This is a genomic window from Rufibacter aurantiacus, from assembly GCF_017916345.1.
In the GTDB taxonomy this organism is placed as follows: domain Bacteria; phylum Bacteroidota; class Bacteroidia; order Cytophagales; family Hymenobacteraceae; genus Nibribacter; species Nibribacter roseolus.
In genome coordinates this window covers 773,323-785,928 of sequence record NZ_JAFMSV010000001.1, presented here as the reverse complement: position 1 = coordinate 785,928, position 12,606 = coordinate 773,323, and the positions used below count along the sequence as shown (strand labels likewise).

The following is a 12,606-nucleotide window of genomic DNA, read 5'->3' as shown; positions in this document are numbered from 1 at the left end:
GCTTTTATAAAATCAGAGTAAAACGGAGCAGCGCGCCTACTCCGCCTTGACGCGGCGCGAAAGCAGGGCCACGCTCACGCCCATAAGCGCGATAATGGCAAAGGACAGGCGCAAACTGCTCAGGCCCGCCAGCATGCCAATGAGGGGAGGACCCACCAGGAATCCGGCAAAGCCGATGGTAGACACCGCCGCCAGGGCCATGCTGGGCGCCATGGTTTTGCTTTTCCCGGCCACACCGTACACCAGCGGCACCACCGCCGATACCCCGGCCCCCACCAGCAGAAAACCAATGATAGCCGTGACCATGTGCGGGAAGATCACCGAGATGGCCAGCCCAAACGCGGTAAGCGTACCGCTGAGCTGCAGCACCTTTTTCAGGCCCAGTTTGGTGGTGAGCCAATCGGCGATGAAGCGGGTGAAAGCCATGGTGCTCATGAAGGCGGTATAACCGGCGGCGATCCAGGCTTTCTGGGCACCCACCACTTTCTGGAAATACACACCGCTCCAGTCAAACATGGCGCCTTCGCAGATAAGGGAGCAGAACGCAATCAAGCCCAAACCCATGAGCGACTTGTCTGGCATGACAAACAGCGGCTGATCTGCGGGGGCGGGGGCATCTTTGGGCCAGAGGTACTGGTAGGCAATGGCCAGACCCGCAATTATCACCGCCATAATAATAAAGAAATGCTGCAGCGGCTCCACATCGGCCCCGATCATGAGCGTACCAATGGCGGCACCCACAAAACCGGCCAGGCTCCACAAACCGTGGAAAGAAGCCATGATGGATTTATTGTAAAGGCTTTCCACACCCACGGCCTGCGTATTTACCGAGATATTGGCCATGTTGCTCCCAAAGCCAAAGAGGAACAGCACCAGGGTAAGGTGCAGCACACTCTGGCTCATGCCAATGAGCACCAGGGTGGAACTGTATAAAAGCAGGGCAATGGTGACCACCTTTCGGCTGCCTATTTTAGAGGTAAGCCAACCCGTGAACGGCAAAGACAACATCAGGCCCACCGGCAGCGCGAAGAGCACGGCGCCTAACTCAGCCTCGGAGAGATGCAGTTTTTGCTGGATGGAAGGTATGCGGGAACCCCAGCTGGAAAAGCAAAGGCCCAGCATGAAAAACAGGGTGCCAACGGCTATTCTATGGGTTTTTCTGGAGAGGGGGAGAGAAGCAGAAGAAAGCATGAGCGAATAAAATTCGGGCAAAAATACATCTTTCTACGGGAAGGAACTAAACAAGGGCGGTTTCTGTACATGGCTATAACCGTGGTTTCGCCTGTAAACCAAGCACTAGTGGCCTGTGCGCACCAGCCCGGCAGAAGGCGATTAATCCCGCAAAAACAACTCCTACCTGTCTTTTTATACATTTAATGTACAAACCGCTATCAGAGGAAAAAACCTCTACGCGCCTGGAAGAAATGCTCTCTTCTACCGGAAAAATTTTCCTGCAGATTGATCTTCAGCCCCAAGGGCCCTGGATCTATAACAACTGGATTGGGTACCCCACCCATGACAACGTGGCCAAAGGGGCCTTCAAATATTTGGACTGGATGCAAGCCAAAGGCTGCTCCGCCGTACTGAACGATAACCGGAACCTGGTGGGCCGTTGGGATGGGTCAATGGATTGGCTGGAGCAGAACTGGATTCCGTATGCCGTAAAATCCGGCCTGAAATACTGGGCCCACCTGGATAACCTCAGCACTTTCTCGGCGCAGTCTGCAGATCAGCTGCAGGCCCGTATCAAAGGCAAATTTGAAGTAAAACTCTTCGAAGACCGTGCCGCCGCCGAAACCTGGCTTACCCAATGCCTGAAAAAGAGCCGATAAGGCACCGTCAAGCATGATTCCTGCTTACCTTCAAATCCAGATACTGACCTGGTGCGGAGAGGCGATATTTCCGTTTTAAAGACCTTTTAAATTAATCAGGCTGAAAATGCGCAGGCATTTACCAGGGCTTTTGCGCTCCATTTTTAATATACCGGCCATAAAACAGGCTGAATAAAAAGAGAATCCGGATTCCTTCTGATGTGCTCAGGAAGAATCCGGATTCTCTTTTTGGTAATATGAAAGGCGTTTTTGGGCTGTTTCAATTCAAACAGGCCTGAAACGCTTATTTACCTGTGCCTTTGATGATGGTGAGCATGTTCATTTCAAGGGTAGGATAGGCGGTCTCCACAATGCGGCCCAGTTCTTTGCCCTCGCGGTACAGAATAAAAGTGGGCACGGCCGTGATATTGTCCAGTTTCTCCTCACCGTTGGGGCCGGTTTTGTCTTCGCGCAGGCTAATAAGGTGCAGGCGGGAATGCGGGAAATGGGCCTGGTCCAGTAGCTTGTAGAAGCGGGGTACATCGCGCTGGCTGTCCTCACACCAGCTGCCCATATAGGCTTTCACGGTGATGTTCTCCAGCAAAGGCACCAGTTCTTCCATGATCTTCTGGTTGGGCGTATAGCGTTGGTAGGCCGGGTGGAACCAGGTGCTGTAAGGCGCATTCTCAAAAGCAGCGCGGTCCACGGCCCCAATAAGGATGTTCTCGTTGCCAGCTTTGTTTTTCTCCTCCCGGTTCTTGTTCGCGTCCAGACCTGTTTGCCCGGCGGCAGAGTACCCAGACTGTTCAACGGAAGAATTAGCGGCCGGGCGGGAGCAGGCAACAACCCCCAGGGCCAGGAAAGGAACAAAACACAAACGGAAATGCATCTGCAAAGTATTTTAAAGAAGTTAAGACACGGAGATGAAGGAGAAACGAATTTTCCTGCGCAAAAGATATCCTCTGGCCAGATTCTGTTTTAGACAGTCTCCAGCGCCCTTGGTGCCTCCAGGTCCACGAACTCTCCTTCCCAACGGGCGATGACAGCGGTGGCCAGACAGTTCCCGATCACGTTTACCGAGGTCCGGGCCATGTCCATGAGTTCGTCAATGCCCAGGATGATGAAGATAGGCTCTACCGGCAGGTTGAAAGACGCGGCTGTACCCAAAAGAATTACCAAAGAAGCGCGCGGCACCCCGGCAATCCCTTTACTCGTCAACATCAGGGTGAAAACCATCAACAACTGCTGCTCCCAAGGCATCTCAATACCCGCGGCCTGCGCCACGAAGATAGACGCCAGTGACAGGTACAGGGTGGAACCGTCCAGGTTGAAGCTGTAGCCCATGGGCATCACAAAGGCCACAATCTTCCGTGGCACCCCAATAGATTCCATCGCTTCCATGGCGCGCGGCAGAGCGGCCTCAGAACTGGTGGTAGCGAAAGCAATAGACACCGGCTCCGCGATGGCCTGCACAAACATTTTCACCGGAATTCTAAAAATCAACGCTACAGGCAGCAATACTAAAAGCAGGAACGCGATGAGCGCCACGTACAGCGTAGCCAGCAGTTTGAAGAGGTTCACCAGAATCCCGAAGCCCATGTGACCCACGGTGTAGGCGATGGCAGCACCCACCGCAATAGGCGCGAAGAACATGATGATGTTGGTGAACTTGAACATGGTCTCCGCGAGGCTCTCGGTTACTTCCAGCAACGGGCGGCGCTTACGCTCATTCAGCATAGCCAGGGCAATCCCGAAGAGCACGCTGAACACCACAATCTGCAGTACCTGTCCCTCGGCCACCGATTTGGCGATGTTCTCCGGGAAGATGTGCAGGATGATGTCTTGCCAGGTCTGGGCGGGCGGCGCAGTGATCTCGCTGCTGGTCTGGCCTTTGAGCTGGATACCATCGCCGGCGCGGCTCAGGTTGATGGCGGCCAACCCAATGAAAAGGGCAATGGTGGTCACAATCTCAAAGTAGACCAGGGCCTTCACGCCCATCTTGCCCACCTGTTTCAGGTTAGAGTGACCGGCAATGCCCACCACCAGCGTAGCGAAAATGAGCGGCGCAATGATGGTTTTCACCATCTTCAGGAAAATCTTGCTTAAAACATTCAGGCCCTGTGCGAAATCAGGGAAAGAGTAGCCTATCTCAGCGCCTACCACCATGCTCACCAGAATCCAGGTGGTGAGGGATTTCTTCTGGCGGGCAAACAGCAGGAGCACTGCAATACCCACCCAGCGGATACCGGTCAGGGCTACTTCGGGGAGAGAGAGAAGGCCGTAGTTCTGGCACAACGTGAGCACAACAGCCACCGTGAGAATCACAAAAGCCGAGATGGCGAGCGTGGATTTTTTCATAAATGAATTAAGCTCCCTTCCTTCAGGAAAAAGGAAGAGCGGAGGTTTTGGTTTAGTTTGTTCGCCGGCCCAAAAGAGCTGGCTAAGGTCTTGGAACCTACAAATATACTTTTTTCTTCCGGTTCCTAAAGAGGCAAGGCGTTCTGGGGCCGTTTTTGAAAGATGCGGGCAAAAGCACGAATTTTATTGGCCTTTGCGTCTTTTTTACTACACTTGAGGCTTGCAACCCCTACTATTTACTATGCTACTTTGGAATTTGGAGGCCCGGGACCTCACCTTGCGCTATACCTGGAAAATCTCCCGCAATGCCTCAGATGTGAAAACCAATCTGTTTGTGACCGTTGGTGACGAGAGATTTCAGGGAAGGGGAGAAGCCGCCCCCAACACCCGCTACGGCGAAACCCCCGTTCTGCTGCAAGAGCAGTTCCAGACCCTGCAGGCCAACGGCCTGTCCCACGTAGGTTCCGTGGAAGAACTGCAGCACCTCATGAGCCTGCACCCGGTGCTGCCCGCGCTCAGGTTCGCCATAGAATCGGCTTTTGTGCATTACCTCTGCCGGAAAAACGGACAGACGGTGACTGAGTTTTTAGGCGTACAATCCGTGGCCTCGGCCCCTACGGCGTATTCCTACCCCATCATGGACCCCGGTAAGATTGCCGCCTTCACCAAAGAACATGGCCTGCACCGGTTTGAGTATCTCAAAGTGAAGGTAAACCAGGAAAGCGGCCTAGACATGCTCTCTGAGGTGACCAAAGCCACAAACCAGGGCCTGATCATTGACGCCAATGAGGCCTGGCAGGACCCAGATTCCCTTATGCGCTTCTTTGAGGGGCTGAAAAGATACCCCGTGCTCATGATTGAACAGCCAATGCCTTCAGATCTGCAGGAAGAATACCTTTACCTGAAGAAACGCTCGCCCTATGATCTCTTCGCGGATGAATCTGTCACCGACCACGCCGACTGGGAACTGCTGCAGCAACAATTCCACGGGGTGAACATGAAACTCATGAAAGCCGGCGGCTACCTCAACGGACTGGCTATCCTGCAAAAGACCCGGGCCATGGGCCTGAAAACCATGATCGGGTGCATGATGGAAACGTCCATGGCCATCTGGTCGGCGCTGCAACTGGCCCACGGCGTGCACCTGCTGGACCTGGACGGCATGCTGGTGGTGAAAGATGAGCCATTCAAACTGGTAAAAGAAGAAGCCGGCCGCCTGTACCCCGTAGAACAGCCATAATGCTGAAAATATTGATTTAAGGCTGATTTCCAGAAACCGGCCTAAAACAGAACGCCTCCCAGATCATTGGGAGGCGTTCTGTTTTTACGTGAGAGAAGGGGCTACTGCTTTTTCTTTTCTTCGGTGGCCAGTTGCCCTTGGAGTTTGGCTAAGTCGGCGTCTAGTTTCTTAAGCTCGGTTTGGCTGGGCTTGTTCTGGACGGTTTTCTGCAGGAGCTCGCCCTTTTGCTGTAACACCCGCTGTTTTTCCTGTAGGAGCCTGAGGCGGTCGTTCATTTGTTGGGCCTGCAGGAGCTGTTTGCCTATGCCGGTGGTATCGCCGGTGATGGTGGTGCTTCTGTGCGTGATCACGGTGGTGCGGTGCATGTTGCCTTTGAGGTCTACATGGTCACCTTCATTCAACTGGATGGCCTCTCCACCCGATGCCGTCAGGGTGCCGTTGGGTTGCAGGGTGACGCCGTTGGGAAAAGTCCGGGCCTGGGTCAAGGGGGTGAATTGCTGGCCGTTTATTTCCATCATCTTGCCGTTGCGCATGATAAGGCCCTGCCGCAAAGGGGCGACGCTGGTAGTGGTGGTGCGGCCGCGCTCACTTTTCCCAATATAGGCATTCTGGGCCTGAACCATCTCCGGGGCAAGGGCAATGCCCAGAAAGAGGCCTCCGGCTAAAAGGTAACGTTGGATCATATAGGTCAATGGTGGTTTTGAGTATTTATACGATGATTTCTCTAAAACAGCCCGAAAACGGAGCTATGAGCTAGCTTACGCATTGGCGCTTTTCCGGCGCTCCTGCCAGTACTGGAAGATACCCGGAAGGATAGACAGCAGGATAATGACCGGAATAGCGTAGTGCAGATAGTCTTTCAACTGCGGAAACTGCTGGCCTAGGTAATAACTGGCCAATACCAGGGAGCAGATCCAGAGGGCGGTGCCCAAGCTGCTCAGGAGCAGGAACCTGGCCATTTCCATGCCGGTAACCCCAGCCAACAGCGGATTGAAGGTGCGCACCACCGGCACAAACTTGCCCAGCACAATGGCCATTTTGCCTTTCTCACGGTAGAACTTCTCAGCGCGCTCCAGGTTCTTGCGCTTGAAATACCAGGTGTCCTGCTTCCGGTAGAGTTTTTTGCCCATGCGGCGGCCTATGGTAAAGCCCAACAGGTCGCCAGCAATGCCTGCCGCGGTCATGCTGACCAGCAGTACGGCCAGCGGCACTGTGAGCACATCGGCGCCCGCCAATAATCCGGTAGCCAGCAAAAGGGAGTCGCCTCCGGGAATGACTAGCCCAATGAGCAGCCCGGTTTCCAGGAACACGATGGCCAGGATAAGGGTGAGGCCGCCGTACCGGATCATGTTCTCGGGGCTGGAGAACAGATCTGCCCAGGAAACCAAAAAAATGTCTGCCATGCGGTTATTAGAGATAGATTCACGGGAAATACGCACGAAGGAAGCCGGATGTTGGTAGTATCTTTGCGCCCGCCGCAGAAAAAGCCCCGCTAAGTTGCTGATTTTGCGGTAGGAACATATATTTGAGTATCGCCTGAAGACTGGAGGTTAAGATGAAAATAGAAGAAGAAATAAAGCAGAGTGTTTTCAAGGACGTTTACCAGAAAGCGTACATCAACGTGGTGTATACTTCTAACTGGTTGGAGCAAAGGCAGTCTGCTATGTTCAAGTCTTACGGGGTCACGCTGCCGCAGTACAACGTGTTGCGCATCCTGCGGGGACAGTTTCCCAAGCCGGCCACGGTGAACCTGCTCATAGATCGCATGCTGGACAAAACCTCCAACGCCTCGCGCATTGTAGACAAACTGGAAGCCAAGGAACTGGTTACCCGTGAGCAGTGCCCCACTGACCGCCGCACCGTGGATATCCTCATCACCCAGAAAGGACTTGATCTGCTCACCGAGATGGATGGCCTAGGCAACGCGGGTTTCACCGGCCTGAACAACCTGACTGAGGAAGAGGCCGAGGTTTTAAATAATCTCCTGGATAAAGTCAGAAGCTGAAATTTTTATACCTTATACCCTTAAAAGCAATTTCTACTAAACCACTTACCAGTATCTCCATGAAAAAAGTTTTACTCTCTGTTATGGTAGCGGCCGCTGTAGGGGTTTCTGCCTTTAAAATGGTGGCACCAGGCACGCCTGGCAAGGCAAAAGCCGCTGCAACCGTGGTGGCGCCCGCCGTTCAGAACTACAAAGTAGTCCCCGCTGAAAGCAAAATCACCTGGGTTGGCCGCAAGGTAACCGGCGAGCACACCGGCAACATCACGCTGGCCAGCGGTACCATTCTCCTGGAGAAAGCGAACCTGCGCGGCGGAACCTTCATCATGGACATGACCTCCATCACCAATACTGACCTGCAGGGCGGCTCAAACAAAAGACTCGTAGACCACCTCAAATCTGATGATTTCTTCTCGGTGGAGAAAAACCCTACGGCCAAGTTCGCCATCACCAACCTGACACCTAAGCAGAATGCCAAAGGCGATGCTGCCAACTACACCATCACCGGCGATCTTACCATCAAAGGCATTACAAACCAGATATCCTTCCCGGCGCTGGTAACCGTGAAAAAAGGCGTGGCCACCGCCAAAGCCAACCTCAAATTTGACCGTACCAAGTGGGATATCAAATTCCGCTCCGGCAACTTCTTTGAGAACCTGGGCGACAAAGCCATCATGGATGACGTTGAACTGAACATTGAGCTGGTAGCCAGACAAGAGGCAGTAGCCAAGAAATAAGCAGACCAAAACATACTAAAAGCGGCTAGGATCTTCCAGTAAGGTCCTGGCCGCTTTTTTGTGCCCTTTTTTCAAAACAGACCTCAATCTGAAGCAGGGAAGCACTGCCCAAAAGCAAGTATCCCGAAAATCGGTTTTTCCGGTTAATAGTTGATGTTTCCCCTCCTGGGAGGGTCAGAGGTGGGTTCCCTCTTTGAGCCCATTTCCATAAAATCAACCCGAAAACGAAAACCCGGAAGCTTAGCCTTCAGGGCCATGCTTCCGGGTTTTGGCAATTGGGGCAAAAAACTGGTTATGTCAAAGGGTGTTCTTTACCAAAGACCGGTTATAGTCAGGTTCCCAGTCATTGATGGGCAGGCAGATGCCTGGTGGGAGGTCCAGATCGGGTAAACCATCATTGATTGGTTCGCCCCCGTCATCATCGTTGTCATCTTGCGGCGGTACGCTCATTCTTTTACGTGGGGCCAGCGCCAAAAAGGCAATCAGGGCAAACATGGCCAAAGAGTATACGATCATCATAAAATCCGATGAGTTAAAAGTCTCACATCACATCCACAGCCTAGTAGGCGACTCTTTTTTGTTCAACGTATGGGGGCCTTGCTATGTTGACCGCATCGGCAAAAAAATATTTGAAGTTATGCCGGCCCTAATTGGTTTTCCAGGAAGGCGGGCGTAGCTTTGCCTCAGTTTAGGGGTGCCTTAATATAACGGGCTGAGATCATACCCATTGAACCTGATCCGGGTAATGCCGGCGAAGGGAAAAACAAGGGAACAAAACAGAGTGGGAGCACCGGCCCCTGGTGGCTCCTGGTTGTTTTATCTATTTTTCAATTTTCACATGAAAAAAGCTTTAGCCCTGCTCTTGGGCTGCCTGCTGCCTTGGTTTGCCATGGCACAGAACACTTTGTCTGGCCGCGTAGTAGATGCTGCCACCCAGGCTCCGCTTACTGGTAGCACCGTTACTTTGGGTACCGGGAACCGCGCCACCCTCACCGATGCCGCCGGCCGATTCACCTTCTCCAATCTGCCTGTCGGCGATTACAACCTGCAGATCAGCTACCTGGGCTACGCCAGCGCCACCCAGGCAGTCACCGTACCCGCGTCCCAGCCGCTGGACTTCAGCCTTACCCGCACCAGCGTGGCTACCAAAGAAGTACTGGTGACTGCCACCCGCGCCAATGAGAAAACCGGCACCACCTACACCAACGTGACCAAACAAGAACTGGAGAGCCGCAATTTTGGGCAGGATCTGCCTTATCTGCTGGAAAACACGCCTTCTTTGGTGACCAACTCAGATGCCGGCGCCGGGGTAGGCTACACCAGCATGCGCATCAGGGGCTCAGACATCACCCGCATCAACGTGACGGTGAACGGAATTCCGGTGAATGATGCCGAAAGCCACGGCGTTTTCTTCGTGAACATGCCAGATTTCGCCTCTTCTCTGCAGGATGTGCAGATTCAGCGCGGCGTGGGAACTTCGTCTAACGGACCGGGAGCCTTCGGCGCCAGCCTGAACCTGCAGACCCAGGATGCCAGCCCCGAAGCTTACGCCCGCACCGACAACGCCTTCGGCTCATACAACACCTGGAAAAACAACGTGCAGTTTGGCACCGGTCTGCTGGGCGGCAAATTCGCCGTGGACGGGCGCTTATCAAGAATCACCTCAGATGGCTACATTGACCGGGCTTCCTCCAACCTGAAGTCATTCTACCTGTCAGGAGGCTATTATGGAGCCAAGGATTTGCTGAAACTGGTGGTGTTTGGTGGCCATGAAGTCACTTACCAGGCCTGGAACGGGGTAGACGAGGAGACCCTGAAAACAGACCGCACCTTCAACTCCGCCGGCACTGATTACGGCAGCACCGATATCCCGTATGACAACGAGGTAGACGACTACCAGCAGTACCATTACCAACTACACTACGCCCACGAGTTCAGCCGGGCCCTTACCCTGAACGCCGCCCTGCACTATACCCGCGGTTTTGGGTTCTATGAGCAGTATAAGGTGAACGAACGCCTCACCAACTATAACATTCCGCCGGTGACGGCAGGTGGAGCAGCTATCACCCGCACCGATCTGGTGAGCCGCAAATGGCTGGACAATGATTTTTATGGCAGTACTTTCTCCCTGCAGTACAACGGACAGGGCAAACTCTCCGCGGTGCTGGGCGGCGGCTGGAACCGCTACGCCGGAGACCACTTCGGGGAGGTGATTTGGGCGCAGTACGCCTCCACCATCCGGCCGCGCCACCGCTACTACGAGGGCGATGCCCAGAAAACCGATTTCAACGTGTATGGCAAGGCCACATTGCAGGCCACCGAGAAACTGAGCCTCTTCGGGGATCTGCAGCTCCGCAGGGTAGATTACAAGGTGAACGGCATTGATGATGACCAACGCGACGTCACCACCCGTGCCGACTACAATTTCTTCAATCCGAAAGCGGGTATCACCTACGCCTTCTCAGGCCAGAACAGCCTGTATGCCTCGGTAGCGGTAGGTCACCGTGAGCCCACCCGCTCAGACTTTGTGGACCGTCCGGCCAACGATAGAGCCAAGGCAGAGCGCATGATCGACTACGAGGCCGGTTACCGCCTGAACTACCCCCTGGGAGAACTGAACGGCCTACCAGTGCGCTTCACCACTGATCTAACCTACTTCTACATGGACTACAAAGACCAACTGGTGCTGACCGGCCAGCTCAATAACGTAGGAACCGCCCTGAGGACCAACATCCCGGAAAGCTATCGCACCGGTGCAGAGTTGGCCGCCGGCGTGGGTCTGGGTGATTTGGCCCGTCTGTCTACCAACTTCTCCCTGAGCCGCAACCGCATCAAGCAGTTCACCGAGACCCTGCCCATTGACTACAACCCCGAGGATGTGGTGGTAAATCAGTATGACGAGACCACCATTGCGTATTCGCCTAGTTTTGTGACTTCTACCCAGATGGAGGTACAGCCCTTGACCGGCCTTCGGTTCGCGTTCCAGTTCAAGACCGTGAGTGAGCAATTCCTGGACAACACCGCCAGCCAGAATCGCCGCATCCGTCCTTATGAGGTAGGGGATGCCCGCGTGTTCTACCGTTTCAGACCGGTGAACTGGATGAAAGAAGTGGAACTGGGCCTAATGGTGAACAACGTCTTCAACGAAGAGTACGAAGCCAACGGCTATACCTTCACCGAGCTGTACGCCGGAGACGCCACCCGCTATGACTACAACTACTATTTCCCGCAGGCACCCCGCAATTTCATGGCCCAGATCAGCCTGCGCTTCTAAGCCTTTTTTATAAAAATCGACCTAAAATGGGAATTGGTCTGAATTAGGTTTTCACCTTTACCTGAAACAAAAATCGCCGGAGTTGCACATCAGATGCAACTCCGGCGATTTTTTTTGGGTCCATGCCCTACAAACGGTCACTCATCAAACCCATAACTAAACCCCAATACCTCAATATCTATGAAAAAGCTTTTCCCATTACTACTTCTTGCGGCACTCTTCTGTGTTGTTTCTCAGGCTGCGGCGCAGCGCAGAACGGACGCTGACTGGCTGCAACTGATTAAGAAAGACTACCGGCAGTTTGCCCGGGAATTCACCGCCGATTCACCCACCGACTTTGCCAAGACCCAGGAAGTGGTGCATTGGCTGGTGCAGCATTTTGAGTGGAAAGCCACCGATTACCAGAAACGCACGGTGGAACAGATCATCGCCCGGGGCGGAGGGAACTGCGCTGAACTGGCTTCCATCACTAAAGCCATGCTGAAAGAACTGCAGGTGCAGCAGCGCACGGTGCAGGAAATCAACCTCCACAAAGAAAGTGAGCAACGGCAGGAGAATGCCCGCCAGTTGGTGCAGGAAAAAGGAAACAGAGGGTCTGTCTTCGGACGGCAGCACAATGACCATGTCTGGCTGGAAGTGTACGATGCCGCCACCAAACAGTGGCAACCGGTAGATCCCTCGCTGGGTCTTGTGGGGCTGCAGGATTGGCTCAAGAGCCGCGTCCTTTTTGAGGAACGGCAGTTGCTGGACCCCACCGGCCATGACATGATTGTGCCCATGGCCATCTTTGTGTTGGGCTCCGGCGGAGAGCTGCTGGAAGACCGCACCCAGCACTACCTGGTGCAGGCCTTTAATCAATACTATGGCCAGCGGCTGCAAACTTTACCGGACTGGGCAGCCTGGCAATCTAGCCTTGCTACCCTGGGCCCGAAGTGCTACCAGGCGTTTACCGGGAAGACCAACTTGCACCAGTACGGTCAGGAGATTGCCCAATTAGGGCAAGTCTATCAAAAGCTGAAAGTCAGCTATAACTCCGCGAAGTAGGTGGCCGGGGTTTGTTTCTGCCCTGATTTCCTGAAAAGAGCCCTAAAACGAAGAGCCAAACCAGCGGCGTGAAAGGTTTTGCTAACAAGTGTTGGCAGAGGTGCGGTTTCTTGCTAAGTTTGGAAACAGACATCGAAGTT

The 12,606-nt window shown here is 53.8% G+C and carries 12 protein-coding genes and 1 riboswitch; of the genes, 6 read left to right on the top strand and 6 right to left on the bottom strand.

Translation table 11 applies throughout. The features are described 5' to 3' along the window. Window positions 1-36: 36 nt before the first annotated feature. Window positions 37-1,212 (bottom strand): MFS transporter, encoded by a 1,176-nt coding sequence (locus J3P34_RS03175; protein WP_246853514.1) that lies wholly within the window; start codon window positions 1,210-1,212, stop codon window positions 37-39. A gap of 164 nt (window positions 1,213-1,376) precedes the next feature. Here J3P34_RS03175 and J3P34_RS03170 point away from each other — a divergent pair, with 164 nt between their 5' ends. After that, window positions 1,377-1,832, top strand: coding sequence for a hypothetical protein (locus J3P34_RS03170; protein WP_210486390.1), 456 nt, complete (start codon window positions 1,377-1,379; stop codon window positions 1,830-1,832). Window positions 1,833-2,115: 283 nt separating this feature from the next. Here the strand turns inward: J3P34_RS03170 and J3P34_RS03165 are convergent, their stop codons facing one another. Beyond that, window positions 2,116-2,700 carry a thioredoxin family protein gene (locus J3P34_RS03165; protein ID WP_210486389.1) on the bottom strand — a complete coding sequence of 195 codons (585 nt, stop codon included), beginning with the start codon at window positions 2,698-2,700 and terminating at the stop codon, window positions 2,116-2,118. 89 nt (window positions 2,701-2,789) lie between these two features. Further along, complete coding sequence (locus J3P34_RS03160) at window positions 2,790-4,169, bottom strand: dicarboxylate/amino acid:cation symporter (protein WP_210466347.1); 1,380 nt, start codon at window positions 4,167-4,169, stop codon at window positions 2,790-2,792. Window positions 4,170-4,410: 241 nt separating this feature from the next. On the opposite strand from J3P34_RS03160, the gene J3P34_RS03155 reads away from it, so the two are divergent. Continuing rightward, on the top strand, window positions 4,411-5,409 hold the full coding sequence (locus J3P34_RS03155) for an enolase C-terminal domain-like protein (protein WP_210486388.1): 999 nt from the start codon (window positions 4,411-4,413) through the stop codon (window positions 5,407-5,409). 101 nt (window positions 5,410-5,510) lie between these two features. Here J3P34_RS03155 and J3P34_RS03150 read toward each other — a convergent pair whose 3' ends face one another. Both J3P34_RS03150 and J3P34_RS03145 read right to left on the bottom strand, forming a co-directional pair. After that, window positions 5,511-6,092 carry a DUF6799 domain-containing protein gene (locus tag J3P34_RS03150; protein WP_210486387.1) on the bottom strand — a complete coding sequence of 194 codons (582 nt, stop codon included), beginning with the start codon at window positions 6,090-6,092 and terminating at the stop codon, window positions 5,511-5,513. 75 nt (window positions 6,093-6,167) lie between these two features. Continuing rightward, a complete protein-coding gene (locus tag J3P34_RS03145; protein ID WP_210486385.1) occupies window positions 6,168-6,812 on the bottom strand; it encodes a DedA family protein in 645 nt (214 codons plus the stop codon). A 152-nt stretch (window positions 6,813-6,964) separates the two neighbouring features. On the opposite strand from J3P34_RS03145, the gene J3P34_RS03140 reads away from it, so the two are divergent. Together J3P34_RS03140 and J3P34_RS03135 are read left to right on the top strand one after the other, a co-directional pair. Continuing rightward, on the top strand, window positions 6,965-7,414 hold the full coding sequence (locus J3P34_RS03140; RefSeq protein ID WP_210466343.1) for a MarR family winged helix-turn-helix transcriptional regulator: 450 nt from the start codon (window positions 6,965-6,967) through the stop codon (window positions 7,412-7,414). A 59-nt stretch (window positions 7,415-7,473) separates the two neighbouring features. Continuing rightward, on the top strand, window positions 7,474-8,148 hold the full coding sequence (locus tag J3P34_RS03135; protein ID WP_210486384.1) for a YceI family protein: 675 nt from the start codon (window positions 7,474-7,476) through the stop codon (window positions 8,146-8,148). A 297-nt stretch (window positions 8,149-8,445) separates the two neighbouring features. Here J3P34_RS03135 and J3P34_RS03130 read toward each other — a convergent pair whose 3' ends face one another. Then, on the bottom strand, window positions 8,446-8,667 hold the full coding sequence (locus tag J3P34_RS03130) for a hypothetical protein (protein ID WP_149092422.1): 222 nt from the start codon (window positions 8,665-8,667) through the stop codon (window positions 8,446-8,448). Window positions 8,668-8,828: 161 nt separating this feature from the next. Then, window positions 8,829-8,926: riboswitch (TPP riboswitch) on the top strand. A 60-nt stretch (window positions 8,927-8,986) separates the two neighbouring features. Between J3P34_RS03130 and J3P34_RS03125 the strand changes: the two genes are divergently transcribed. Next, window positions 8,987-11,422: a TonB-dependent receptor gene (locus J3P34_RS03125; protein ID WP_210486383.1), complete on the top strand. Its 2,436-nt coding sequence runs from the start codon at window positions 8,987-8,989 to the stop codon at window positions 11,420-11,422. Between the two features lie 180 nt (window positions 11,423-11,602). Further along, window positions 11,603-12,466: a transglutaminase family protein gene (locus J3P34_RS03120; protein ID WP_210486382.1), complete on the top strand. Its 864-nt coding sequence runs from the start codon at window positions 11,603-11,605 to the stop codon at window positions 12,464-12,466. The last annotated feature ends 140 nt before the right edge of the window (window positions 12,467-12,606 follow it).

Excerpts from the sequence above, each read along its gene's own strand:
- J3P34_RS03130 (WP_149092422.1), bottom strand. The coding sequence starts at position 8,667 with ATGATGATCGTATACTCTTTGGCCATGTTTGCCCTGATTGCCTTTTTG.
- J3P34_RS03155 (WP_210486388.1), top strand. The coding sequence starts at position 4,411 with ATGCTACTTTGGAATTTGGAGGCCCGGGACCTCACCTTGCGCTATACC.
- J3P34_RS03145 (WP_210486385.1), bottom strand. The coding sequence starts at position 6,812 with ATGGCAGACATTTTTTTGGTTTCCTGGGCAGATCTGTTCTCCAGCCCC.
- J3P34_RS03150 (WP_210486387.1), bottom strand. The coding sequence starts at position 6,092 with ATGATCCAACGTTACCTTTTAGCCGGAGGCCTCTTTCTGGGCATTGCC.
- J3P34_RS03135 (WP_210486384.1), top strand. The coding sequence starts at position 7,474 with ATGAAAAAAGTTTTACTCTCTGTTATGGTAGCGGCCGCTGTAGGGGTT.
- J3P34_RS03160 (WP_210466347.1), bottom strand. The coding sequence starts at position 4,169 with ATGAAAAAATCCACGCTCGCCATCTCGGCTTTTGTGATTCTCACGGTG.
- J3P34_RS03140 (WP_210466343.1), top strand. The coding sequence starts at position 6,965 with ATGAAAATAGAAGAAGAAATAAAGCAGAGTGTTTTCAAGGACGTTTAC.
- J3P34_RS03170 (WP_210486390.1), top strand. The coding sequence starts at position 1,377 with ATGTACAAACCGCTATCAGAGGAAAAAACCTCTACGCGCCTGGAAGAA.
- J3P34_RS03120 (WP_210486382.1), top strand. The coding sequence starts at position 11,603 with ATGAAAAAGCTTTTCCCATTACTACTTCTTGCGGCACTCTTCTGTGTT.
- J3P34_RS03165 (WP_210486389.1), bottom strand. The coding sequence starts at position 2,700 with ATGCATTTCCGTTTGTGTTTTGTTCCTTTCCTGGCCCTGGGGGTTGTT.
- J3P34_RS03125 (WP_210486383.1), top strand. The coding sequence starts at position 8,987 with ATGAAAAAAGCTTTAGCCCTGCTCTTGGGCTGCCTGCTGCCTTGGTTT.